At 72.3% G+C, this 21,499-nt stretch carries 19 protein-coding genes; 12 read left to right on the forward strand and 7 right to left on the reverse strand.

Annotated features, from left to right (window positions below; translation table 11 throughout):
* Positions 1-2: 2 nt before the first annotated feature.
* Both NITAL_RS06335 and NITAL_RS06340 read right to left on the reverse strand, forming a co-directional pair.
* Positions 3-695: a response regulator gene (locus NITAL_RS06335; RefSeq protein ID WP_052665269.1), complete on the reverse strand. Its 693-nt coding sequence runs from the start codon at positions 693-695 to the stop codon at positions 3-5.
* Positions 650-2,134 carry a PspC domain-containing protein gene (locus NITAL_RS06340; protein WP_083441288.1) on the reverse strand — a complete coding sequence of 495 codons (1,485 nt, stop codon included), beginning with the start codon at positions 2,132-2,134 and terminating at the stop codon, positions 650-652. Before NITAL_RS06340 ends, NITAL_RS06335 begins: the two co-directional genes overlap by 46 nt.
* 196 nt (positions 2,135-2,330) lie before the next feature.
* Between NITAL_RS06340 and NITAL_RS06345 the strand changes: the two genes are divergently transcribed.
* From NITAL_RS06345 to NITAL_RS06355, 3 genes are read left to right on the forward strand one after another with little or no spacing between them, the layout of a single operon-like run.
* A complete protein-coding gene (locus NITAL_RS06345; RefSeq protein ID WP_052665271.1) occupies positions 2,331-3,743 on the forward strand; it encodes a PspC domain-containing protein in 1,413 nt (470 codons plus the stop codon).
* A complete protein-coding gene (locus NITAL_RS06350; RefSeq protein ID WP_052665272.1) occupies positions 3,740-4,033 on the forward strand; it encodes a hypothetical protein in 294 nt (97 codons plus the stop codon). Before NITAL_RS06345 ends, NITAL_RS06350 begins: the two co-directional genes overlap by 4 nt.
* Before the next feature lie 34 nt (positions 4,034-4,067).
* Positions 4,068-4,868 carry an acyl-CoA thioesterase gene (locus tag NITAL_RS06355; RefSeq protein WP_052665273.1) on the forward strand — a complete coding sequence of 267 codons (801 nt, stop codon included), beginning with the start codon at positions 4,068-4,070 and terminating at the stop codon, positions 4,866-4,868.
* A gap of 23 nt (positions 4,869-4,891) precedes the next feature.
* On the opposite strand, the gene NITAL_RS06360 is transcribed toward NITAL_RS06355, so the two are convergent.
* Positions 4,892-5,458 carry an META domain-containing protein gene (locus NITAL_RS06360; RefSeq protein ID WP_211262241.1) on the reverse strand — a complete coding sequence of 189 codons (567 nt, stop codon included), beginning with the start codon at positions 5,456-5,458 and terminating at the stop codon, positions 4,892-4,894.
* A gap of 407 nt (positions 5,459-5,865) precedes the next feature.
* On the opposite strand from NITAL_RS06360, the gene NITAL_RS06365 reads away from it, so the two are divergent.
* Positions 5,866-7,173 (forward strand): adenylosuccinate synthase, encoded by a 1,308-nt coding sequence (locus NITAL_RS06365; RefSeq protein WP_052665275.1) that lies wholly within the window; start codon positions 5,866-5,868, stop codon positions 7,171-7,173.
* 21 nt (positions 7,174-7,194) lie between these two features.
* On the opposite strand, the gene NITAL_RS06370 is transcribed toward NITAL_RS06365, so the two are convergent.
* The 3 genes from NITAL_RS06370 to NITAL_RS06380 all read right to left on the reverse strand — a co-directional run bounded on the left by NITAL_RS06370 (position 7,195) and on the right by NITAL_RS06380 (position 10,765).
* Entirely contained in the window at positions 7,195-7,935 is a 741-nt protein-coding gene (locus tag NITAL_RS06370; protein WP_052665276.1) for an RNA polymerase sigma factor, read from the reverse strand.
* A gap of 77 nt (positions 7,936-8,012) precedes the next feature.
* Positions 8,013-9,383 (reverse strand): glycoside hydrolase family 32 protein, encoded by a 1,371-nt coding sequence (locus NITAL_RS06375; RefSeq protein ID WP_052665277.1) that lies wholly within the window; start codon positions 9,381-9,383, stop codon positions 8,013-8,015.
* On the reverse strand, positions 9,380-10,765 hold the full coding sequence (locus NITAL_RS06380; RefSeq protein WP_083441290.1) for a glycoside hydrolase family 172 protein: 1,386 nt from the start codon (positions 10,763-10,765) through the stop codon (positions 9,380-9,382). The genes NITAL_RS06375 and NITAL_RS06380 overlap by 4 nt, the downstream gene beginning before the upstream one ends.
* Before the next feature lie 153 nt (positions 10,766-10,918).
* Here NITAL_RS06380 and NITAL_RS06385 point away from each other — a divergent pair, with 153 nt between their 5' ends.
* The 8 genes from NITAL_RS06385 to NITAL_RS06420 all read left to right on the forward strand — a co-directional run bounded on the left by NITAL_RS06385 (position 10,919) and on the right by NITAL_RS06420 (position 20,567).
* Entirely contained in the window at positions 10,919-12,028 is a 1,110-nt protein-coding gene (locus tag NITAL_RS06385) for a LacI family DNA-binding transcriptional regulator (protein ID WP_052665278.1), read from the forward strand.
* Entirely contained in the window at positions 12,025-13,335 is a 1,311-nt protein-coding gene (locus NITAL_RS06390; RefSeq protein WP_052665279.1) for an ABC transporter substrate-binding protein, read from the forward strand. Before NITAL_RS06385 ends, NITAL_RS06390 begins: the two co-directional genes overlap by 4 nt.
* Before the next feature lie 135 nt (positions 13,336-13,470).
* On the forward strand, positions 13,471-14,370 hold the full coding sequence (locus tag NITAL_RS06395) for a carbohydrate ABC transporter permease (RefSeq protein WP_169786754.1): 900 nt from the start codon (positions 13,471-13,473) through the stop codon (positions 14,368-14,370).
* Positions 14,371-14,410: 40 nt separating this feature from the next.
* The gene (locus NITAL_RS06400; RefSeq protein ID WP_052665281.1) at positions 14,411-15,244 is read left to right on the forward strand and encodes a carbohydrate ABC transporter permease; all 834 of its coding nucleotides are present in this window, start codon (positions 14,411-14,413) and stop codon (positions 15,242-15,244) included.
* Positions 15,245-15,368: 124 nt separating this feature from the next.
* Positions 15,369-16,640, forward strand: coding sequence for a phosphoribosylamine--glycine ligase (purD, locus tag NITAL_RS06405; protein ID WP_157041661.1), 1,272 nt, complete (start codon positions 15,369-15,371; stop codon positions 16,638-16,640).
* Between the two features lie 174 nt (positions 16,641-16,814).
* Positions 16,815-18,698 (forward strand): methyl-accepting chemotaxis protein, encoded by a 1,884-nt coding sequence (locus tag NITAL_RS28445; protein ID WP_052665283.1) that lies wholly within the window; start codon positions 16,815-16,817, stop codon positions 18,696-18,698.
* A 53-nt stretch (positions 18,699-18,751) separates the two neighbouring features.
* On the forward strand, positions 18,752-19,279 hold the full coding sequence (gene purE / locus NITAL_RS06415; RefSeq protein WP_052665284.1) for a 5-(carboxyamino)imidazole ribonucleotide mutase: 528 nt from the start codon (positions 18,752-18,754) through the stop codon (positions 19,277-19,279).
* 52 nt (positions 19,280-19,331) lie between these two features.
* A complete protein-coding gene (locus NITAL_RS06420) occupies positions 19,332-20,567 on the forward strand; it encodes a sulfotransferase family protein (protein WP_052665285.1) in 1,236 nt (411 codons plus the stop codon).
* On the opposite strand, the gene NITAL_RS06425 is transcribed toward NITAL_RS06420, so the two are convergent.
* Positions 20,560-21,492 carry an acyl-ACP desaturase gene (locus tag NITAL_RS06425; RefSeq protein WP_052665286.1) on the reverse strand — a complete coding sequence of 311 codons (933 nt, stop codon included), beginning with the start codon at positions 21,490-21,492 and terminating at the stop codon, positions 20,560-20,562. The two genes, NITAL_RS06420 and NITAL_RS06425, sit on opposite strands and share 8 nt — an antisense overlap.
* Positions 21,493-21,499: the final 7 nt, after the last annotated feature.

Here is a 21,499-nt window from a genome sequence, read left to right on the forward strand (position 1 = left end):
CGTCAGAGCAGGTCCCGGCCGGCGGCCCATGCGGTCAGCTCGTGCCGGTTGCTCAGCTGGAGCTTGCGGAGCACCGAGCTGGCGTGGGTCTCGATGGTCTTGACCGAGACGTGCAGCCGGGTGCCGATCTCGCGGTAGGTGTAGCCCCGCGCCAGGTGGCGCAGGACCTCCTTCTCCCGCGTGGTGAGGCGGTCGAGCTCGGCGTCCTCGACGGTGCCGTCGGGCAGCTCGCCCGCGAACGCGTCCAGCACGAACCCAGCGAGTCGCGGGCTGAACACCGCATCCCCGGCGTGGATCCGTGCGATCGCGTCCACGAGGTCCGGCGTCGCGATGGTCTTGGTCACGTACCCCCGCGCACCGGCGCGGATGAGCCGGATGACGTCCTCGGCGGCGTCGGAGGCGGACAGGGCGAGGAACCGCACGTCGGGCCGCCGTTCGCTGATGGCGTCGATCACGGCCAGCCCACCACCGCCGGGCATGTGGACGTCGAGGAGGACGACGTCGGGCTTGGTGGACTCGATGCCCTGGATGGCTCCGTCGACGTCGCCGGCGTCCCCGACGAGCGTCACGTGGGTGCCGAGCTCGGTTCGGACCCCCGAGCGGAACAGGGCATGGTCGTCGACGAGGAAGACCTTGATGGCGCGGCTGCTCACGTGGGCTCCTCGGGTGAAGGGGTGTCGGACGCTGCCTCGGATGGTCGGTCACGGGGGATGCTCAGCTCGACCTCGGTGCCATCGCCCGGCGCGGACCAGACGGTGGCGCGCCCACCGTGCCGCTCGAGGCGGCCGATGATCGAGTCACGCAGGCCCCGGCGGTGGTCGCCGTTCGCGTCGTCGATGGCCGCCGGCACGTCGAACCCGATGCCTCGGTCGCGGACGTAGGCGATCAGCTCGGTGTCGGTCGCCTCGACGTAGACGGCGATCTCGTCCACCTGCGCGTGCTTGGCCGCGTTCGTCGTGGCCTCGCGGATGGCGCCGAGGAACGCCCGCGTCCCGGTGCCGACGGGCGCGTCCCCGACCACCACGACCTCGACGGCGAGGTGGTGCAGCGCCTCGACCTCGGCCGCCACCTGCTCGACCGCGTCGGTCAGCGTCGTCGGCTCGGTGCCGGCGACGTGCCCGCTGCCGTAGAGCCAGGCGCGCAACTCGCGCTCCTGGACGCGGGCGAGCGTCGCGATGCGGCGAGGGTCGTCGGAGCTGCGCTGGATCAGGGCGAGGGTCTGCAGGACCGAGTCGTGCAGGTGCGCGGCCAGCTCGGCGCGTTCCTCCTGGCGGACCCGCTCGCGGCGTTCGGACCCGAGCTCGCTCAGTACCCGGGTCAACCAGGGTCCGAACAGGAGCGCGGCCCCCGCGGCGGCGGCCAGGAGCGCCAGCGACAGGTCACGCAGGGCGGCGAGGGCGTCGTTGACGGCGAGGAAGCCCGCCATGGCCAGGCCCACCAGGATCGTGCCGACCACGATCCGGGTGGGCGAGACCGGGCTCATCGCCAGGCGCGCCACCGAACCGACCGGTCCGCTGCGTCCCGCCAGCCGACCCCACCCGGTGTCGACGAGCCGCGACCGGGTCACGTCGTCGCCACGGGTCCAGACGATCGCCGACCCGGCGGCGCCGAGCACCACCGGCCAGACGAGCGCGTCACCGAACCACAGCCCGACGTCGCGCAGCAGCAGCAGCACGCCGAGGGTGATGAGGGCGAGCGCCACCGCCTGCTGGACCGTCGGCCGACGTGGCGGGGCGGGTTGGTCGGGCTCGGTGGGTGTCGTCAGCCACAGCACGCCGTACAGCAAGAGGCCGACACCACCGGCGAACGCCAGGACCACGAAGCCGCCGCGGACCAGGACGGGGTCGACGCCGAGGTGGCGGCCGAGCCCCCCGGCGACCCCCGCGACCACGCGGTCGGTCCGGGTCCGTCGCAGCTTGCGACCGTCGCCGTCCGCACCCGCTCCGCCACCGTCCTGCCCGCCCGGGGCCAGGGGTGCACCGGGTCGGGTCCGCTCACTGCTCGAGGCACGGGGCGGTGCCACCGATGGCGGTGGGGGCGGGGGTGGGGTGGCGCTGATCGGAAGGCCCTCGGGTCGTGGGCGTCGTGGACGAGCCGGGCTGCCGCCGCGGCGCCGACGGCGATGGTGGCACACGGGGGCGCCCGCGTCCGCGCGGGGGCACCCTCGTCGTGGCTGCGTGCATCAGGGTCGCCTCAGGGGCGACCCTGATGGTGGTCGGGTCGCCCCCGTGGGACGGTGGTGTCGGTACCGGGGCAGGGGTGTCCGACCCCGCGGCCCAGCCGGACCGCCACCGCCCCCGCCACCGCCACCGCCCGACCGAGGATCCGCGATGCCCGCCCCGCCGCCCCCCACCGCACCGCCGCCACCGCCACCCGCCGGGGGCACAGACGGGGGGACCACCGCCGATGCTGCGCAGGACCTGCCGGCCGGCACGCGCCGCCTCACCCGTCGCCGCCGGGGTCGGCTCATCGGCGGTGTCGCCGTCGGGCTGGCTCACTACCTCGGCGTCGATCCGGTGGTCGTCCGTATCGGGTTCGTGGTGCTGGCCTTCGTGCCCTTCCCTGGCTTCGGGGTGCTGGTCTACCTCGCCATGCTCCTGCTCGTCCCCGAGCAGGACACCGATGGCGCGGTGGTTCCGACCAGGCTCGCGGAGCGACCCCCTGGCTTCTGGGTCGGCATCGGCCTGATCGGGCTGGCGACCTTCGCGCTGCTCGGCGTGGTGGGCGACGGCCGGCTCGGTGGCTTGCTGCCCCTGCTGCTCATCGGTCTCGGGGTCGCGCTCTGGGTCGATGCCGATCGGCGGCCATCCGGGACGGGCGCACCTCCTCCCACCCCGACCTCCACGCCGACGCCCGTTCCCGCGCCGGCACCGGGTGGAACACCGCCGGCCGCGAGCCCACCGCCCACGGAGGCGACGATGTCCAGCCGTGACCACGACGTGACCGCCCCGGTTGCCCCCGCGGCGTCACCGACGCCGTCCGGAGCGGACCAGGCGTCGGGCGACGTGCCCGTGTGGGGCAGCGGCGGGCACGGTGAGCCGCCGGCACGGCCGCCGGCACCGTCCGGTCCTGCGTGGACGCCGCCACCGGTCGTGCGTCGTCCCCGCTCCCCGCTCGGTCGGATGACCCTCGGGGTGGCGTTGCTCGCCGGCGGTGGCGCCTGGCTGGCCGACGTCGTGGGGGTCGCGACCGTGCCGGTCGCGTCGATGCTCGCGCTGGTCCTGCTCGTGCTCGGGCTCGGGTTGCTGCTCGGAGCGTTCGTCGGTCGGGCACGGTGGGTGATCGCCGTCGTGGCGTTCGTCCTCCCCGTCACCCTCGTGGCCGCGGCCGTCGAGGACCTCGGCATCGACCTGCGGGGCGGCGTCGGCAGCCACGTGGTCACCGTGGCCGATGCCGAACAGCTGCGGGCACCCTTCGCGGTCGGCATCGGTGAGCTCGAGCTCGACCTGCGCGACCTCCCGGACGACGAGGACGTCACCATCGAGGCCAGTCTCGGCGTCGGCAGCCTGCGCGTGATCGTCCCGGAAGGGGTCGGGATCACCGGGCGAGCCACGTTGCAGATCGGGGAGCTGGACCTCTTCGACCTCCGCTCCGACGGTCTCGGTCTCGAGCGCTCGATCGAGGTGGCGCCCGATCCGGGCCGGCCGACCTACACCCTGGAGCTGCGCGGCGGCATCGGCGAACTCATCGTCCAGGCTCGACCGAGCGCAGCCGACAACGCCACCACGGAGGTGCAGCCGTGAGCCGCCACCGCTTCGACCCGTTCTCCTTCATCGCCGGCGCGACCGCCGTCGGGATCGCCGTCGCGGTGCTGAGCGGCGAGCTGACCATCAGCCTGCTCGACCTGCGCGTGGCGGGGCCGGTCCTGCTGTTGCTCCTCGGCCTGGGGCTGCTCCTCGGCGGCGGCCGTGACCGTTCCCTGCCAGCTGCCCCGTCGTCGGGCGAGCCGTCGTCGGCCGAGCCGTCAGCAGCCGACGGCGAGCATGACGCCGCCGACGGCGAGTCCCCGGATGCCGGTGATGACGCTCGCTAGCGTCCCGCCTCGGAGCAGTCGCGGAGGCGGGACGTTGGATCGGTTGGACTTCTTCGGGGTCCGCCCCGGTCGCGACGAGCACACCTGGGAGCTACCGGTGACCCCCGAGCTGTGCTCCGGGATGCGCACCCTGTTCGGCGGCGCGACGATGGGGGCCGTGGCCGAGGTCGTCGAACGGCTCGCCGGTCGACCCCCGGTGTGGTTGTCGGGCCAGTTCCTGTCCGTCGCGCACCCCGGCGACGTGGTCGAACTCGAGGTGCGCCGGCCCGCGACCGGCCGTCGGTTGTCACAGCTGCGCGTCATCGGGCGGGACCAGCAGCGCGAGATCGTGCACGTCGCCGCGACCCTCGGCGCCGGTTCCCTCGAGACCCCCGACCCGCCGGAACGGCTCGCTCCGGACGTGCTGGCCCCGGGCGACTGCCCACCGCGCCCGGTGCTCGACCGCTTCGCCGGCACCATCAACGAGCGGATCGACATCCGTCTCGCTCGCCGCACGGACGACGCCGAGCGTCCGGGCCACCTCGGGCGTGGTCGGGCCGGCTTCTGGGCGCGCCTGCCGGAGCTCGAGGCGTCACCCGCGGCGATGGCCATCCTCGGTGACCTCGTGCCCGCCGGGATCGGCACCGCGCTCGGGGCCCCCGTCGTCCCGCAGAGCCTCGACAACACCCTGCGGATCGTGCGCCACGACCCGACCGACTGGTACCTGATCGAGGTCCAGCTGGACGGCGCGGCCAACGGGATCGCCCACGGCACGGCGACCCTGTGGTCCGACGCCGGTGTGGTGCTCGCCACCGCCAGTCAGACCACCGTCCTGCGGCCGATGCCGGCGAACTGAGGCCGGCCGAACCGTTGGGGGTCTCAGCTCCAGGGCGGCCCTGGGCCCTCGGGGGCCTCGAAGAGGTCGATCCGCCGGCCGTCCGGTGTCCACATCCGGAGCTGGTCACCGGCGGTGAGCCAGCGGGGACCGGCCGCGAAGAACGCCTCGAGCCACTCCTCCTGGTCGTGCTGGTTGTCGTCCTCGCACGCGACCGCGGTCCCGCCGATGTCCCGCACGCGGAGCCGTTCGCGTCCGACGGTGAGCTCACCTCCGAAGGTGTTGCAGCTGGTCATCCAGACGAGGCCGTCGCCGCCGTCCTGCCGCAGGAACCCCACGTACAGCGGGTGGTCTCCGGCCACGAGCACACGGACGTCGCCCTCGCGGATCTCGTCGGCGCGGAACCACCGGCCCCACAGCCGCGCGCCGTGGTCGTGCGGCGCCGGCGAGCGATCGGCGTCGGGGGTGGCGCGGGGCTCCTCGGTGCGGGGCGGTGGTGACGGCTCGGGGGTAGGCGTGGGTGCCGGTGCCGGCGGCTGGTCCTCGGTCGGCTCGCCGTGCGCGCGGAGGTCCTGCTCGGTGTCGTCCCGCGGCGCTGTGGGCCGGTCCACCGTCGGTTCGCGCCGCGGCTCCGACGGGACCGACGTCGTCGGGGGCTCCGACGGCCCGGTCGACGACGGGGGTGCTGCACCCTCGCCCTGCTGCGGCGCAGGGGCTGACGCGACGGCAGCCACCGTCACGACGAAGGCGAGCGCGATCGCCGAGGCCAGCGCGGCCCACAGTCGCGCGCGAAGTCGGGGGTCGTCTCGTCGCACCTCGGTCCTCCCATGGGGCACGTCGGGTCAACGACCGCGCCCCGCTGCAGGTACGCGGGACGGAGGCCGGAGGAAGCGGTGCGCGCGAGGCGGTAGGGTTCGCTCACGGCGGCCGCTTCCGGCTGCCGGAGCGACGCGATGCTCCGCCACCGCAGGCCCGGGACGATCCCGAGAGCGCTGCATCCGAGGCGAGGACTGCCGCCGTGCCCGCGACCATCATCGTCGGCGCCCAGTGGGGCGACGAGGGCAAGGGCAAGGCGACCGACCTGCTCGCGGACACGACCGATCTGGTCGTCCGCTACCAGGGCGGCAACAACGCCGGCCACACCGTGATCGTCGGCGATCAGGTGTTCAAGCTGCACCTGATCCCGTCGGGGATCCTCTACCCGCACGTCACGCCGGTCATCGCCGACGGCGTGGTGGTCGACCCCTCCGTGCTGCTCGAGGAGTTCGACGGGCTGGCCGAGCGCGGGCTCGACCCGTTCGAGCGGGTCAAGATCAGCGGGAACGCTCACCTGATCATGCCCTACCACCGCGAGCTCGACCTGCTCATCGAGCGTCGCCTCGGCAAGGCCAACCTCGGGACCACCAAGCGCGGGATCGGCCCGGCCTACGCCGACAAGGCCTCACGCGTGGGCCTGCGGTTCCAGGACCTGTTCGACGAGAAGATCTTCCGCCAGAAGCTCGAGGCGGTGCTGGTCCACAAGAACGAGCAGCTCGCCAAGATCTACAACCGGCTGCCGATGCAGGCCGACGAGATCGCCGAGGAGTACCTCGGCTACGCCGAGCGGCTGCGCCCGTGCCTGGTCGACACCACCGAGCTGATCCACACCTCCCTCGAGGCGGGCAAGCACATCATCCTCGAAGGAGCCCAGGGCACCCTGCTCGACCTCGACCACGGCACCTACCCGTTCGTGACGTCCTCGAACCCGGTCGCCGGTGGTGCGCTGACCGGCGCGGGGCTCGGTCCGCGGCACGTGGACCGGGTGATCGGCATCACCAAGGCGTACGTGACCCGCGTCGGCACCGGCCCGTTCCCGACCGAGCTGTTCGACGAGGTCGGTGAGATCATGACCGATCGCGGCGGTGAGTACGGCACCACCACCGGGCGGCGCCGGCGCGTCGGCTGGTTCGACGCCGTGCTGGCCCGTTACGCCGAGCGGGTCAACGGGTTCACCGACATCTTCCTGACCAAGCTCGACGTCCTGTCCGGCTTCGAGACCCTGAAGGTGGCCACCGCCTACCGGTACGACGGGCAGGAGTACACCAACTTCCCGCCGCACCAGTCCATCTTCCACCACGCCGAGCCGGTCTACACCGAGGTGCCCGGCTGGGACGAGGACCTCACCGAGGTGTCCCGCTACGAGGACCTGCCGAGGGCGGCGCGCGACTACGTCGACATGCTCGAGGAGGAGTCGAAGTCGCGCATCACGTGGGTGTCGGTGGGGCCGAAGCGGTCCCAGACGCTGGTGCGCCACGACGTCCCCCTGGTCCCGCCGGTCGCGACCTGACCCTGGCGGCGGCGGGGACGGTCACCTCGCTCCCGCCCGGACGAAGCGGCGCCACCCGGCGCCGCTGGCGGCCCACCGGCGGAAGATCACCAAGGCCCGCGGATCGAGCTGTTCGCCGCGTCGTGCCTCGGGTCGTGCGAGGCAGCGGGCGATGGCGGCGTGTCGCCCGTCGCGGTGCGCCGCGGGGGTGGGACCGCCGACGAGCCGAGCCAGGGCATCGTGCAGCCGGTCGTGCGCGTCGGTCAGGCGCCGCTGGTAGGTCACTTCGGGCAGGCCGAACACGTCGCAGACGCGCCGTGCCGGCCACCCCTCGATGACCCGGCCGTGGAGCACCTCACGCTGCTCGACCGCCAGCTCCGTCACCGCGTCGGACAGCGTGGCCAGGGCGTCCGTCCACCGGGCGCTCCACGGCAGATCGGACCAGTCGGTCGGCCCGGGCCGACCGGTCGTGTCGTCGGCCACGGCGGGCGACGAGATCAGCGCCGGTGGAGCGGTCAGGAGGCTGCGTCCGTGGTCGGCGACCATGCCGGCGATCCACGTCGCGTACGGCGTGTGCCACCGGAACATGTCGGCGCCGCGCAGCGCTACCTCCCAGCTGTGCAGGACGACCCCGTCCGCCCGGTCGACGTCGACGTAGAGGGCGGCCAGGCGGCGCAGGGCGGGCTGCAGTGGTTCCGCGATCGTCCTGAAGGCGTGCTCGTCGCCGTGACGCATGCCCTCGTAGGCCTCGAGCTCGATGGCGTCCGGCAGCCAGGCGGTCACCGCTGCCAACCTCCCTCCGCGCTCCCTCGACCGAGAGTGTCGCGCCGCCGGCGTCTGCGCAAGGCCTCCGGGTGGCGCTAGACACCGTGCTCGATCGGCGACAGACGCAGCGAGGTCACGCGGGCACCGCCCGTGCTGCGGACGGTCAGGAGCCGGTCGGGACGCTCGTAGCAGCGGGTGGTGGCCGCCGACCCCGATCCGACGAACAGCTCCATGATGGTGGCGTCGACGAACAGCTGCAGCGTGTCCTCCTCGGCGAGCGGCACCGGCTGGGGCGGCACGCCCGGGGCGTCCGCACGGGTGCTGACGAGGACCTGCCGACGGTCGAGGTCGACGACGATGGCGTAGGCCGACGAAACGTCGTCGTGGAGGTCGATCACGACCTGGCCCGCGTTCCCATCGATCCTCAGCCGAAGCTCGAACCAGGGGCCCGGGTCGGCGATGCTGAACGCTCCGCCGGCCGGGAGGCTCGTGGGCACGTCGGGTCGTGGCGGACCGGCCAGCGCGGCGAGCTCGTCGGCCGGGCGGACACGCAGCCGGTCGCCCTCGAGCTCGGCGATGCGCGGCAGGCTCAGCGCGCCAGCGGTCGAGGCGCCGCGGTCCGGCGCGGGAACGGCCTCCTGGACCCAGCCCCAGATCACGGCGCGGTCGGCCCCCTCGAGGAGCGCCGGCGCGTACAGGACGTTGCCGTGGTCGAAGAGGCCGACGTGGCGAGCCACGAACCGTTGGTCGGCGACCGCGCCGACGGCGTAGAGGACGTGCCGCAGCGGGTGCGGCTCCCCCGGGAGCTGGACGGAGACGATCAGCACGTCACCGCCCGCGAACCGCAGGAGCTGGGGACACTCCCACAGCGCTCCCGTCTCGAGGTCGGTCTTCCAGCCGGAGGCGTCGGCGAACACGCCGAGGTAGACCCAGTCCTCGAGGTCCTCGGACTCGTACAGCAGCACCGTGCCGACGGGGCCCTCCGGACCGACGTGGCCGGAGCCGAGCAGCAGGCGCCAGCGGTCCCCGTCGCGGTACAGGAAGGGGTCGCGGTGGCCGGTGAGAGGTTGGCCGTCCGGTGGGCCGGCGATCAGCGGCTGCGGGTCGACGCACCAGGTCGACAGATCGGCGGAGCCGGTCGCGCGGCAGACCGCCTCGATCCGATCGGCGTCGAAGCCCACCACCCCCGTGTAGAACAGCATCGGTCGGCCGTCCACGACGCGCGCACAGCCCGACCAGCACCCGTCCTCGTCGTGCGTTCCCGGTCTCGGGCTGAGGGCCACCGGGTGTTCGTCCCAGTGCAGGAGGTCGGTCGAGCTGACGTGGCCCCAGTGGGGCGGCCCCCAGACCGGTGCCGTCGGGTTGTACTGGTAGAAGACGTGGTAGCGGCCATCGACGAGGATGGGCCCGTTCGGGTCGTTCATCCAGTTCGACGGCGGCGTGAGGTGGTAGCGGACGCGGCTCATCGGGACGCGTCCGTGTGGCCGGTGAGCCACCGGCGGCGCAGGTCCGCGGCGTACTCGACGTTGCGGCGCGCCCGTTGCCGTGAGTCCTCCGCCCGGCGTTCGAGCCAGGCTTCACGGTCCGCACGGAACTGGTCGAACCGTTCGCGGTGCCGGGCGCGTTGCGTGCGCTGGTCGTCGGTCAGGCGGGTCTCGTCGTGGGCTCGGGTCGCGGGACGCTCGGGCCACTCCGGGCGGCTCGGCAGGCGGTCCTCGACGCCCGGGAGCCGCAGCCGTGGGCTCGGCAGCGTCTGGTACCAGTACGCCGTCGACGACCAGTCGTCGGCGAGGTGGTTGGCGTGTCCGTGCTCGATGGTGACGCGGATCCGTCGCTCGAAACGCACCGGGTCGGCCAGGTGGAAGCGGTAGCTGTTCTGGTACCCGGGCACGTCCGCCTCGTGGACGATCGTGCCGTTCATCGGGTGGGCGGTGCGCTGCATGCCCCACGCGTGACCGAAGTAGTCCTCGGCACCCGTGCCGTGCAGGCTCGGTGGCCACACGTCCTCGTCGATGAAGATCATGTCGTCGCCCTCGCCCCACCAGCTGCCCTGGAAGTGCGCCACGGCGAGGTTGCAGCCGATGTAGTTGCCCGCCCCCTCGGTCTCGAGGATGACGTAGTTGTCGGCACCGTCGAGGTTGGGGACGCTGGCTTCCGGGCTGTTGACCTGGATGTCGGGTCCCCAGCCGTCGCAGGGGTTCTGGCGTCGCCAGTGGGCGTGGAAGTACAGCGTGTCGTCCGGCAGATCCTCCTGGTACAGCTCGTAGTCGACGTAGAAGTACTGGAAGTACGCCACGTCGTTCTGGTTCTCGACCTCGATGCGACACCGGCGCTGGAACGGCATGGGCAGGTAGCAGTTGAGCGCCGCGGGACCGCCGAAGGTGTTGCGTTCCTCCTCCTTGACCGAGACCGTGAACGGCAGGGAGGTGAAGTCGCCGGCGATGGACTGCCCGACGCAGAAGAAGTCGCCGAGGGGGGCGTGGACGCTCGGCTCCTCCTCGTCGTCCCAGTAGATGCGGAGCACGATCTTGCGGTAGTAGTCGGGATCCATCACCTCCCAGTTCGTGCCGAGGGCGTTGTGGATCTCGAGCATCGCCACGCCCTGCTGCCCCGGATCGATCAGGCCCGGCCCGAGGATGCGCCGACAGGTCTGGGTGAACCACAGATGGGTGATGCAGCCCGGCCCCTCGAGGTCGGCGAGGACGGCGGTCTCCCCGGGCTGGATGACCCAGGCGTCCTCGTTGCCGCCGGAGTGGTCGAAGCTCGAGACCCGCGCGGTGCGGGCGGTCGTGCGCCGCATGCCGCGTGCCAGCAGGTCGTCGCGGACGATGGCGGGCCTCGGCTCCATGGGCTGGCTCCTGGTGTTCTACGAGCCGGACGACGCGCGTCCGACGTTGCCGCTTGACGGGTGGACCGTGGCACCGTACGTTCAGCTAAACGTTTACGCAAACGTTTAGTCCGGTGGGAGTCGCCGGAGACCGGATCGGCGGGAGGGCGTGCGGTGGCGGTGACGATGACCGACGTGGCTCGGATCGCGGGCGTGTCCGTCGCGACCGTCTCGCACGCGATCAACGGCACCCGCTTCGTGAGCGAGCCCATCCGGCAGCGCGTCTTCGACGCCATCGAGGCGACCGGCTACCGGCGCGACGACCTCGCTCGGGCGCTGAAGCGGTCGCGGACCGACTCGGTGGGGCTGGTGGTGTCGGACACCGGCCACCCGATCTTCGCCGACATCGTCCGGGGGGTGGAGGAGGTCGCGCGTGAGCTGGGCCAGACCTTGATCCTGGCCAACAGCTCCGACGACCCCGCCCGCGAGCGCGAGGTCGTCGACGCCCTCCGCCAGCGGCGCGTGGACGGGCTGCTGATCGTTCCCGCCGTCGGCTCGGACGGACTCATCGACCTGCTCGCTGCGGACGAGGTGCCGGTCGTGGTCATCGACCGCCTCCTCGACGCGCCGGTCGACCAGGTCGGCGCCGACGGGCACGAGGCACTGCACGTGCTGGCCGAGCACCTCGCCGCGCAGGGGCACCGCCGGGTCGCGATCGTGGCAGGCACCGAGGCGCTGGCCGTCAACAACGCCCGCCTCGAGGCCTGCCTCGAGAGCCTCATGGCGTGCGGGCTCGCCCGTGAGGACATCACGGTGCTGACCAGCAACGGGCACGACGGCACCTACCGCCCGGTGCACGCGGCCCGCGAGTCGGTGCTCGCCCACCTCGACGCCGGCGACCACGCGACCGGGTTCCTCAGCCTCAACGCCCACCAGACGGTCGGGACCCTGCAGGCCCTCCAGGAGCGAGGCGTCGCGGTGCCCTCCGAAGCGGCGATCGTCGCGTTCGACGACCTGCCGTGGGCGAGCCTGCTGACCCCGGCGCTGACCTGCGCAGCGCAGCCCGCCGTCCCGATGGGGCGCGAGGCGATGCGACTCCTCGCGCGACGGATCGACGATCCGGACGTGGCGCCGCGGACCGTCCACCTCGAGTGCGCCCTCGTGCACCGCGCCTCGTGTGGCTGTGACGCACCGGGCGGGCCGCTCGGCGCGGATGCCGCAGGACCACCGACCTCGAACGACGGACCGACGCCACCAGGGCAGGAGAGGGAGAACCACCGATGAACCTATCCACGCACCGCTTCACCGGACGGTTGACCGCTGTCACCGCCGCGCTGGCGCTCGCGCTGGCGGGGTGTGGCGGCGACGCGGTCGATCCCTCCGATGCTGCCGCCGAGGAGGTCTCGCCCGACATCTCGGCGACGCTGACCGTCTCGAACTGGGGCGACCCGGCCGATCAGGAGGTCTACGCCGCCGCTGCGGAGCGCTTCCGCGAGCGGTTCCCCAACGTCACGGTCAACGACGAGTTCACGCCGATCACGACGTGGTCGGACTACGTCAACAAGCTCGTGACCGACGTCGCGGCGGGGAACGCGCCCGACGTCATCAACATCGCGATCGAGGGCCTCGAGCTCGGGCGTGCCAACGACCTCTTCCTCCCCCTGGACGAGTTCATCGCCGCGGAGCGGGAGGACGGTGACGACCCCCTCACGGGCATGGACGAACGCCTCGTGGACGCGCTCGCCGTCGATGGTCAGCAGCTGTTGATCCCGAACAACTGGAACAACATGCTGATCTACTACAACACGCGGATGTTCGAGGAGGCTGGGATCGACCGCCCCGCGGACGACTGGACCTGGGACGACTTCCTCGCGATCGCAGAGCAGCTGACCACCGGGGCAGGTGGCGATCAGGTCTACGGGTTCGCCATCCCGTTCTTCAACTTCGGCCTCACGCCGTGGTGGTACTCCAACGGCACCTCGACGGTGACCGATGACCTGTCGGCCCCGGGCCTCGACGATCCCGCCATGCTGGAGGCCGTCGAGTTCGTGCACGATCTGGTGCACGAGCACGGGGTCGCCCCGTCGATCGAGGGCTCCGAGCCCTACCAGCTCTTCCCAGCGGAACGGGTTGCCATGACCGGTGCTGGCCGTTGGGTCGTTGGTGACTTCCGGTCGCTCGGCTTCTCCGACTACGACGTGCTGCCTTGGCCGCAGAACGCGGAGCAGGCGACGGTGTTCGGGGTGTCCGGCTTCGGCATCTACCCGGGCTCGGACCAGCCTGCCCTGGCGTGGGAGTACATCAAGGAGCTGGCATCGGCCGAGACCGGCCAGGGCTTCGTGGACATCGGCGCCTCGGTGCCCGCCCTGCGGGAGCTCGCCGAGTCGGACGGCTTCCTGAGCGAGCCGGACAGTGCCGAGCTCTTCTACGGCAGCCTCGACCACGCACGACCCGTCGCTGCTCCGAGCAACTTCAACGACCTCGAGGCGATCTTCATGCGCCACATGGGCGAGATCATGAGCGGAGCCACCAGCCCGGAGGCCGGGCTCGAGGCGGCGCAACAGGAGCTGCAGCAGTCGTTCGACCGCTGACGGCACGGGGCGCCGCCAGCCTGGCGGCGCGCACCCCGGTCCTGGTCCACGCAGGACACTCCACACGGCCGGCGACGAGGAAGCGCACAGGACATGGCGACGATGACCAGGCCGCCGAGCTCGGCGGCGCCGACCGTGACGGCCCCCAGCCGGCGGCCACGGCGCAGCCGCCAGGCGCGTGCCGGCTACCTGATGATCGCGCCGGCCTACCTGTTCTTCGTGGCGTTCGTGCTGGGACCGCTGTTGACGGTCTTCTGGCTGGCGCTGACGCGCTACAACCTGCTGACGTCGCCGGAGTTCGTCGGGCTCGACAACTTCGCGCGCATGGGATCCGACGGCCGCCTGCACGTGGTCTTCCGCAACACCCTCATCTACGTGGTGGCGGCCGTCGTCCTGATGAACGCCTTCGGGCTGTTGCTCGCGGTGCTGCTCAACCGTCGGATGAACCCTCGCGTCCGAACCGCGCTGCGCTCGGCGTACTTCTTCCCGTCGCTGGTGGCGCTCGTGTACGTCTCGATCATCTGGCAGTTCCTGCTCCAGTACGACGTCGGGGTCGTGAACCACTACCTCACCGAGGGAGGTGGCCCCCGCCTCAACTGGCTCGGTGGCTACCCGCTCGGCCTCGTCTCGGTCATCGCGGTCGACGTCTGGCGCAACACCGGGTTCGCCATGCTGATCTACCTGGCCGCGCTGCAGGACGTGCCGTCCGAACGGCTCGAGGCGGCCGCCGTGGACGGCGCAGCCGGCTGGCGCAGGTTCTGGCACGTGTCGCTGCCGGTCATCAGCCCGGCGGTGCTCTTCAACGTCTTCCTCACCAACATCGGCGCCTGGCAGATCTTCGAATCCATCGTCGTGTTGACCGGTGGCGGCCCCGGGGACGCGACGCGGAGCATCACGATGTACCTCTACGAGCGCGCCTTCCAGTCGTTCGAGATGGGCTACGCCTCCGCGATCGCGGTCGTGCTCTTCGCGGTGATGCTGCTGGCGACCGCGGCATTGCTCGGCACCCAACGCCGGTGGGTGCACTATGAGTGAGCAGACGGTGGCCGCCCCCGCCCCGGTTCGCGCTCGACCTGTGCGACGCCGGCCCAAGCTGGGGAGCGTCGCGGTCACCGCCGGGCTGATCCTCGGCGCGATCGTCGTGCTGGCGCCGTTCCTCTGGATGTTCTCGACCTCGATGCGGCCAGCCCAGCAGGCCTACGCGCTCCCACCCAGTTGGATCCCGACGGACCTGAACCCCGACAACTACCTCGCCGCCCTCGACGGCCCCGTCCCGCTGGTTCGCAACGCCGTCAACAGCCTGGTCATCGCACTGGCGACCACGGCCGGGGTCCTGGTGACCTCGTCGATGGCGGGGTACGCGTTCGCCAAGCTGCGGTTCCGGTTCAAGGGTGCCCTCTTCGCGCTCCTGCTGGCGGCGCTGATGTTCCCCATCCAGGTCACGATCGTGCCGCTGTTCACGATGATGCGGTCCCTGGACCTGATCAACAACCCGCTGTCGTTGATCCTCCCGAGCACCTTCAGCGCTCTCGGTGTCTTCCTCCTCCGGCAGCTGTTCACGTCCGTGCCCGACGAACTGATCGAGGCGGCCCGCATCGACGGTGCCCGCGAGTGGACCATCTTCCGACGCATCGCCCTGCCGCTCGCTCGACCGGCGATGGCCGCCCTCGGGATCATCACGTTCCTGCTGTCGTGGAACAGCTACTTCGCGCCGCTGGTGTTCCTGACGCGGCTCGAGACCGCGACCCTGCCGCTCGCGCTCGTGATCCTGCTCGGGCCCTACCGCGCCGGGAACCCCGCGATCGTGATGGCGGCGACGACGATGGCCATCGTCCCGGCCTTGCTCGCGTTCCTGTTCGGCCAACGCTGGATCGTCGAGACCCTGAGCCGCTCCGGCACCAAGGGCTGAGGCCGCCCACCGACCGACGGGGGAGACACGACCGTGTGCCCGAACTGGGCGTCCACACCAGCGACGACCACCTCGTCGCCACGCCCTGGGACTAGCCTCACGCCCTCCCTGCCTGGAGCGCAACGTGGGTCGCAACGTCCTGGTCATCGGTGCCGGAGGGCGCGAGCACGCCCTCACGTGGCGGCTCGCCGCCTCACCGTCGGTCGATCGTGTCGTGACTGCGCCGGGCAACCCCGGAACGGCCGAGTGCGGCCCGAACCTGCCCGTCGACGCCACCGACCCGGCCGCGGTCGCCGACCTCGCCGAGCGGGAGTCGATCGACCTCGTGGTCGTCGGGCCCGAGGCGCCGCTGGTCGCCGGCGTGGTCGACGAGCTGCAGCGGCGCGAGATCCCCGCGTTCGGGCCGACCGCCGCGGGCGCGCACATCGAGGGGTCGAAAGCGTTCGCCAAGGACGTGATGGAGGCCTCCGGCGCACCGACCGGCGGGTACGTCGCCACCTCCGAGCGTGACGAGGCCTACGACGCGCTCGACCGTTTCGGAGGTCCCTACGTGGTGAAGGCCGACGGCCTGGCTGCTGGCAAGGGGGTGCGCATCTGCGCGTCGCGCGACGAGGCCCGTGACGCGGTCGACGACGCGCTCGTCCGCGGCGTCTTCGGTCACGCGGGTTCGCGGGTGGTCGTCGAGCAGTTCCTCCTCGGGCCCGAGCGCAGCGTCTTCGGGGTCTGCGACGGCGACGACGTGGTGCTGCTCGCCCCGGCGCAGGACTACAAGCGGGCGCTCGACGGGGACGAGGGCCTCAACACGGGAGGGATGGGGGCCTACACGCCGGTCCCGGGGTTCACGCTCGACGACGTGGACCACCTCCGCGAGCTGGTCTTCCTGCCCGTGCTGCGCGAGCTCGCCGACCGTGGGGTGCCGTACCGCGGGCTGCTGTACGCCGGGCTGGTCGACACCATCGACGGCCCCCAGCTGCTCGAGTTCAACGCCCGCTTCGGCGATCCCGAGACGCAGGTGATCCTGCCGAAGCTCGCCTCGGACCTCGGTGACCTCCTGCACGCGTCCGCGGTCGGCTCGGTCGGCGATGTCGAGGTGACCTGGCACGACGACGCGGTGGTCACCGTGGTGCTGGCCAGCGGCGGCTACCCGGAGGGCTACGCCACCGGGATCGAGATCGCCGGTGTCGACGAGGCGGCCGGCGCACCGGGCGTCACGATCTTCCACGCGGGCACCTCGCGCGGTGCCGACGGGCAGCTGGTCACCGCCGGCGGCCGCGTCCTGAACGTCACGGCCCGGGGGTCCGACGTCGCCGAAGCACGGGTCCGTGCCTACGCCGCCGCCGACCGGATCTCGTGGGATGGCCGGCAGCGTCGCGGGGACATCGCGGCCCGCGTCTGAGGGTCGTCGGCCAGAGGCGTTGGTCCCGACCCGGGTGGGTGTGGCGCTTGAGTCGCGTCCCTTCGCGCCGACGGGGCCGGGGCGGAACGGCCGATGCCGGGACCCGGGCTCCGGGCACCCGATGGCTTGTGACGCACCGGGGGACCATCGACGTGTGACACCCGGAGGCCGAACATGCTCGCCACGCTCTCGCTCCGCGCTCGCCTCGTGGCGGCGCTCGCAGCCCTCGCCCTCGTGGGCGTCACATCGGTCGCGTGGTTCGCGTCGGGGGTGATCACGGCGTCCCGCGCCGAGGTCGGTGATGCCGCGGCGACCGCGGAGGTCGTCGAGCTGGCGGTGGTCGCCGGTGACCTCGTGCACGAGCTGCAGATCGAGCGGGGCCAGAGCGTCGGGTACCTCGCCTCGGGCGGGACGGCGTTCGCCGACGAGCTCCCCCGACAGCGCACCGCCACCGACGAGCGGCACGTCGCGCTCGCCGAGCACATCGAGCGGACCGGAGCCGGGCTGGAGGCATCCGTCCGGGAGGCGGCCCTCGGCGCACTCGGCGACCTCGCATCGCTCGACGCACAGCGCGGTCTCGTGGACGGGCACGCCGTCGAGGGCCCGGAACTGGCCGCCCACTACACCGGCATCATCGCTGAGCTGATCACCGGCGTCGACGTCGGCCTGTTCGGCATCGAACACCCCGACCTCGCGCGGGACGGGGCGGCGTTCCTGTCGCTGCTGCGGGCCAAGGAGCTCGCTGGCCAGCAGCGCGCCCAGCTCAACGCGGTGTTCACCACCGACACCCTGACCCCGCAGCAGCTCGCCTCCATCACCGGCTCGATCGGTCAGCAGCAGGTGCTGCTGGCGGACTTCGAGCGATCCGCGGCACAAAAGGTCGTGGCGCGCTACCGCGCCGCTGCCGACACCCCGTCGTTCACGGGCGTCGCGGTGTTCGAGCAGGCGATGTTCGACAACGGGCTGTCGGGCGGCTTCGGTGTGGAGTCCGGGGCGTGGTTCGCTGCCTCGACCGAACGGATCGAGCTCCTGCGCGCGATCGAGACCGAGCAGGCCGAGCACCTCATCCACACCGCCGACGACGTCGCTCAGGCGGCGTCCGGCGCGCTGCGCAACGCCGTGGTGACGTCGGCGCTGGCGTTGCTGCTGACGGCCGGCATCGCGCTCGTGGTCACCCGCTGGGTGGGACGCAGTGTCGCGGCGCCGCTGCGGGAGAACGCGCGGACGCTGACCACCTCGAGCCTGGAGATGAGCTCGGTGGCGGGCCAGGTCGGGTCCAACGCCGAGGAGACCGCCGCCCAGTCCGGGGTGGTCGCGGCAGCCGGCGAGCAGGTCAGCGCGAACGTGCAGTCGGTCGCCGTGGCGATCGAGGAACTGACGGCATCCATCGACGAGATCGCCCGCAACGCGGCCGAGGCCTCGCAGGTGGCCGCCTCCGCGGTCACGACCGCGCGGGACACCAACGAGACGGTGGCCAAGCTCGGCACCTCCAGCGCCCAGATCGGGCAGGTGATCGACGTCATCACCTCCATCGCCGAGCAGACCAACCTGCTGGCGCTGAACGCGACCATCGAGGCCGCACGTGCCGGCGAGGCCGGCAAGGGTTTCGCCGTCGTGGCCCAGGAGGTCAAGGATCTGGCCACCGCGACCGCCAAGGCGACCGACGAGGTCGGCGCGCAGATCGAGGGCATCCAGGGCGACACGAGTCGCGCCGTGGGGGCCATCGAGAGCATCAGCGCGATCGTCGGGCGCATCTCCGATCTGCAGACCAGCATCGCGAGCGCCGTGGAGGAGCAGTCGTCGGCCACCTCCGAGATCGCGCGGAGCGTCGCCGAGGCGGCGACCGGCTCGACGCAGATCGCCGAGAACATCACCGGTGTGGCGACCGCTGCGGCGGAGACGACCGAGGGCGCGGCCCGCACCGAGCAGGTGGCCGGCGAGCTGGCGGATATGGCGGCGGCGCTCGACGTCCTCGTGCTCGGCACCCGTGCCGCGGGAACCACGACCCGGCCCGCCCGGGCGGTACCGGCCGGTCTCGGGGAGCTGAACCCAGCCTGAGCGCCCGTCCGCAGCCGCTACCGTCTCGGTGACCGCGACGAGGAGCAGCCGACGTGAGTGACCCCCTGGTCGGCATCCTGGTGGAGTCGAAGACGGACCTGCCGGTGATGGAGCAGGCGTCGAGGCAGCTCGAGGACCTCGGGATCGCGCACACGGTCGACGTGATGTCGGCCCACCGCAACCCCGACGCGGTCCGCGAGTTCGCCTCCGGCGCGGCGTCCGCCGGCTACGAGGTGATCATCGCCGGCGCCGGCCGCGCCGCCCACCTGCCCGGGGTCGTCGCCGCCCACACGCCGCTGCCGGTCATCGGCGTGCCGTGCCTGTCGGACCACCTCGGTGGCGCCGATGCGCTGTACTCCATGGTGCAGATGCCGCTCGGGGTGCCGGTCGCGACGGTCGGTCTCGACAGCGCCCGCAACGCCGCCATCCTCGCGGCGCAGATCCTCGCGGCGGGGGACCCGGACATCGCCGCGAAGGTCCGCGAGCTGCGCGAGGAACGGTCGCAGAAGGACAGGGAGCACCGCGAGGTCCTCACCCGCGACGGCGACACCGGTGGCTTCGGGTTCCAGGCGCCGCGCTGACGTGCCGGAGCCGAGCAGGAGAGGTCGCGCGCTCGACCGCGTCAGGCACCTGATGGGGCTGGTCCGTCAGCGGTCAGCGGGGACGCTCGGGACCCACCCCGGGTTCGGGCACGTCCGGGTCGTCGACGTCACGTTGGTGCCGGCCCGTCACGCGCGCCGCCTGGCGCGGCGGATCGCGACCGAACGAGCCGGGACGGAGAACGTCGGTCCGGCGCTGCTGGTACTGGCCACCCCGCGGTCGGGCCCGCGCTACCGACGGGAGGGTCTCACGGTCGAGACCGTCGCCGATCGCCGCGATCGGGATCGCGCCCTCGCCCGGTACGGCCAGGACCGCACGGTACGGATCGTGCCCCTCGGGCCGCGGGACCGCGTCGCCGTGGCCCCGGTGCAGGTCACCGGCACGACGGAGAACGCCGAGGAGCGGCCCGCCATCGGGCCGCTGTTCGTCGGTGGCACCGGCCGGAGCGGCACGTGGGCGCTCGGTCGCCTGCTCGGCGAGCACCCGGACCTGGTGACGATCCACACCGAGCTGCGGTTCCACGCGCAGGGACGGGCCTTCGGTCGCCTGCTGGAAGGCTCCCTGCCTCCGGACCGCTACGCCCACGAGTTCCTCGACCGCTACTACGGGCTCACCGCCGGGGACGGGACCCCGAAGGGCCTGCAGTTGCTGGCGTCCCGCTGGGAGGTGACGCAGGCGCTCACCGCCTTCCGGCGGGCTGCTGCTGAGGATCTCCCGTCGGCGATGCGCGCGCTCGTCCACCGGCTCGTCGACCCGTACGCGCGAGGGCGTCGTGCCGCCGGGTGGGTCGAGACCACCCCCGGGAACGCGGCGGTGGCGGATGCGCTCACGGCCGTGCTGCCCCGGGCTCACGTGGTGCACATCGTCCGCGACGGTCGCGACGTCGCCGCCTCCATCGCGTCCATGCCGTGGGGTCCGTCGGAGCCGGTCGCGGCGCTCGACCGGTGGGCGGCCGGCCTGCGGGCGGCCGACGCGGCGTTCCGCCGCGCGGATCCAGCCCGGGTGCACGTGGTCCGCTTCGAGGACCTCGTGGTCCGCGATCGCGACGCGACGCTCACCAACCTGCTCGACCGGATCGGGATCGAGGACCGGACACACATCCGCGCGCGCTTCGACGCCAAGCTCGACCCGGGTCGCAGCAACCTCGGGCGCTGGCGTCGTGACGCGGGTGCCGATGCCCAGGCGACGATCGACGCGCGCTACCGCGCCATCCTCGATGAGCTCGGTGACGAGGGCCTCGCCTGCCTGCCGGACCCGTCGGTCAGCTGACGCGTGCGGCCAGCCTCGCGGCCCGGGCGGCGCGCTTCTCGTCGAACCGGGTGGCCATCTGGTCGAGCCCGGTGAGGAACCCGGCCAGCTGCTCGCGTGCCTGCTCCGCCTGCTCGTCGAGGCCCTCCACGTCGAAGACGCCCCAGTGCCGCAGCAGCGGCCACACCACGTCGTCGTGGTGGACACGCAGATCGTAGATCCCGGCCTGGGCGATCTGGACGGCCTTGCGGTTGAAGTCGCGCATGCCCGTGCCGGGCATCTCGAACGCGGCGACCTCGGCGGCGATGGCCTCGATCGCGCGTGAGGGGTCGAGGTGCATCGCCGCGGTGACCATGTCGCGGTAGAAGATCATGTGCAGGTTCTCGTCCTTGGAGATCCGCGCCATGATCCGGTCGGCGATCGGGTCGTCGGAGTACCGGCCGGTGTTGCGGTGGCTGATGCGCGTGGCCAGCTCCTGGAAGGAGACGTAGGCCATGCCCCGCAGCGCGTCCTTCCCGCCCCGGTCGTACCCGGTCATCATCTGCTGCATCCGCCCACGTTCGAGCTCGACCGGGTCGATGGCACGGGTGACGGTGAGGTAGTCGCGCAGCACGATCGAGTGCCGGCCCTCCTCGGCGGTCCAGCGGTGGGTCCAGTTGATCCAGGCGCCGTCACCGGTGCCGAACATCTCGAAGATCTCGCGGTGGTAGCTCGGCAGGTTGTCCTCGGTGAGCAGGTTCACCTCGAACGCGATCTGCGCCACACCCGTGAGGCGGGAGTGATCCGGGGTCCACGGCTCGGTGTCGAAGTCGCGGCCCTGCGAGTAGGGGACGTACTCGTGGGGGAACCACTCGTCGGCCACCTGTTCGTGCCGGCGCAGCTGGTGGTCGGCGACCGGTTCGAGCTCGGCGAGCAGGTCGCGGTCGGTGAGGCGAGCGGTCGGCACGGATGAG

Origin of the sequence: Nitriliruptor alkaliphilus DSM 45188 (assembly GCF_000969705.1) — a bacterium.
Classification (GTDB): domain Bacteria; phylum Actinomycetota; class Nitriliruptoria; order Nitriliruptorales; family Nitriliruptoraceae; genus Nitriliruptor; species Nitriliruptor alkaliphilus.

Bases quoted from the DNA above. Each gene is read 5' to 3' on its own strand.
- NITAL_RS06345 (WP_052665271.1), top strand. From the start codon at position 2,331: ATGCCCGCCCCGCCGCCCCCCACCGCACCGCCGCCACCGCCACCCGCC.
- NITAL_RS06375 (WP_052665277.1), bottom strand. From the start codon at position 9,383: ATGAGCCGCGTCCGCTACCACCTCACGCCGCCGTCGAACTGGATGAAC.
- NITAL_RS06380 (WP_083441290.1), bottom strand. From the start codon at position 10,765: ATGGAGCCGAGGCCCGCCATCGTCCGCGACGACCTGCTGGCACGCGGC.
- NITAL_RS06390 (WP_052665279.1), top strand. From the start codon at position 12,025: ATGAACCTATCCACGCACCGCTTCACCGGACGGTTGACCGCTGTCACC.
- NITAL_RS28445 (WP_052665283.1), top strand. From the start codon at position 16,815: ATGCTCGCCACGCTCTCGCTCCGCGCTCGCCTCGTGGCGGCGCTCGCA.
- NITAL_RS06420 (WP_052665285.1), top strand. From the start codon at position 19,332: ATGGGGCTGGTCCGTCAGCGGTCAGCGGGGACGCTCGGGACCCACCCC.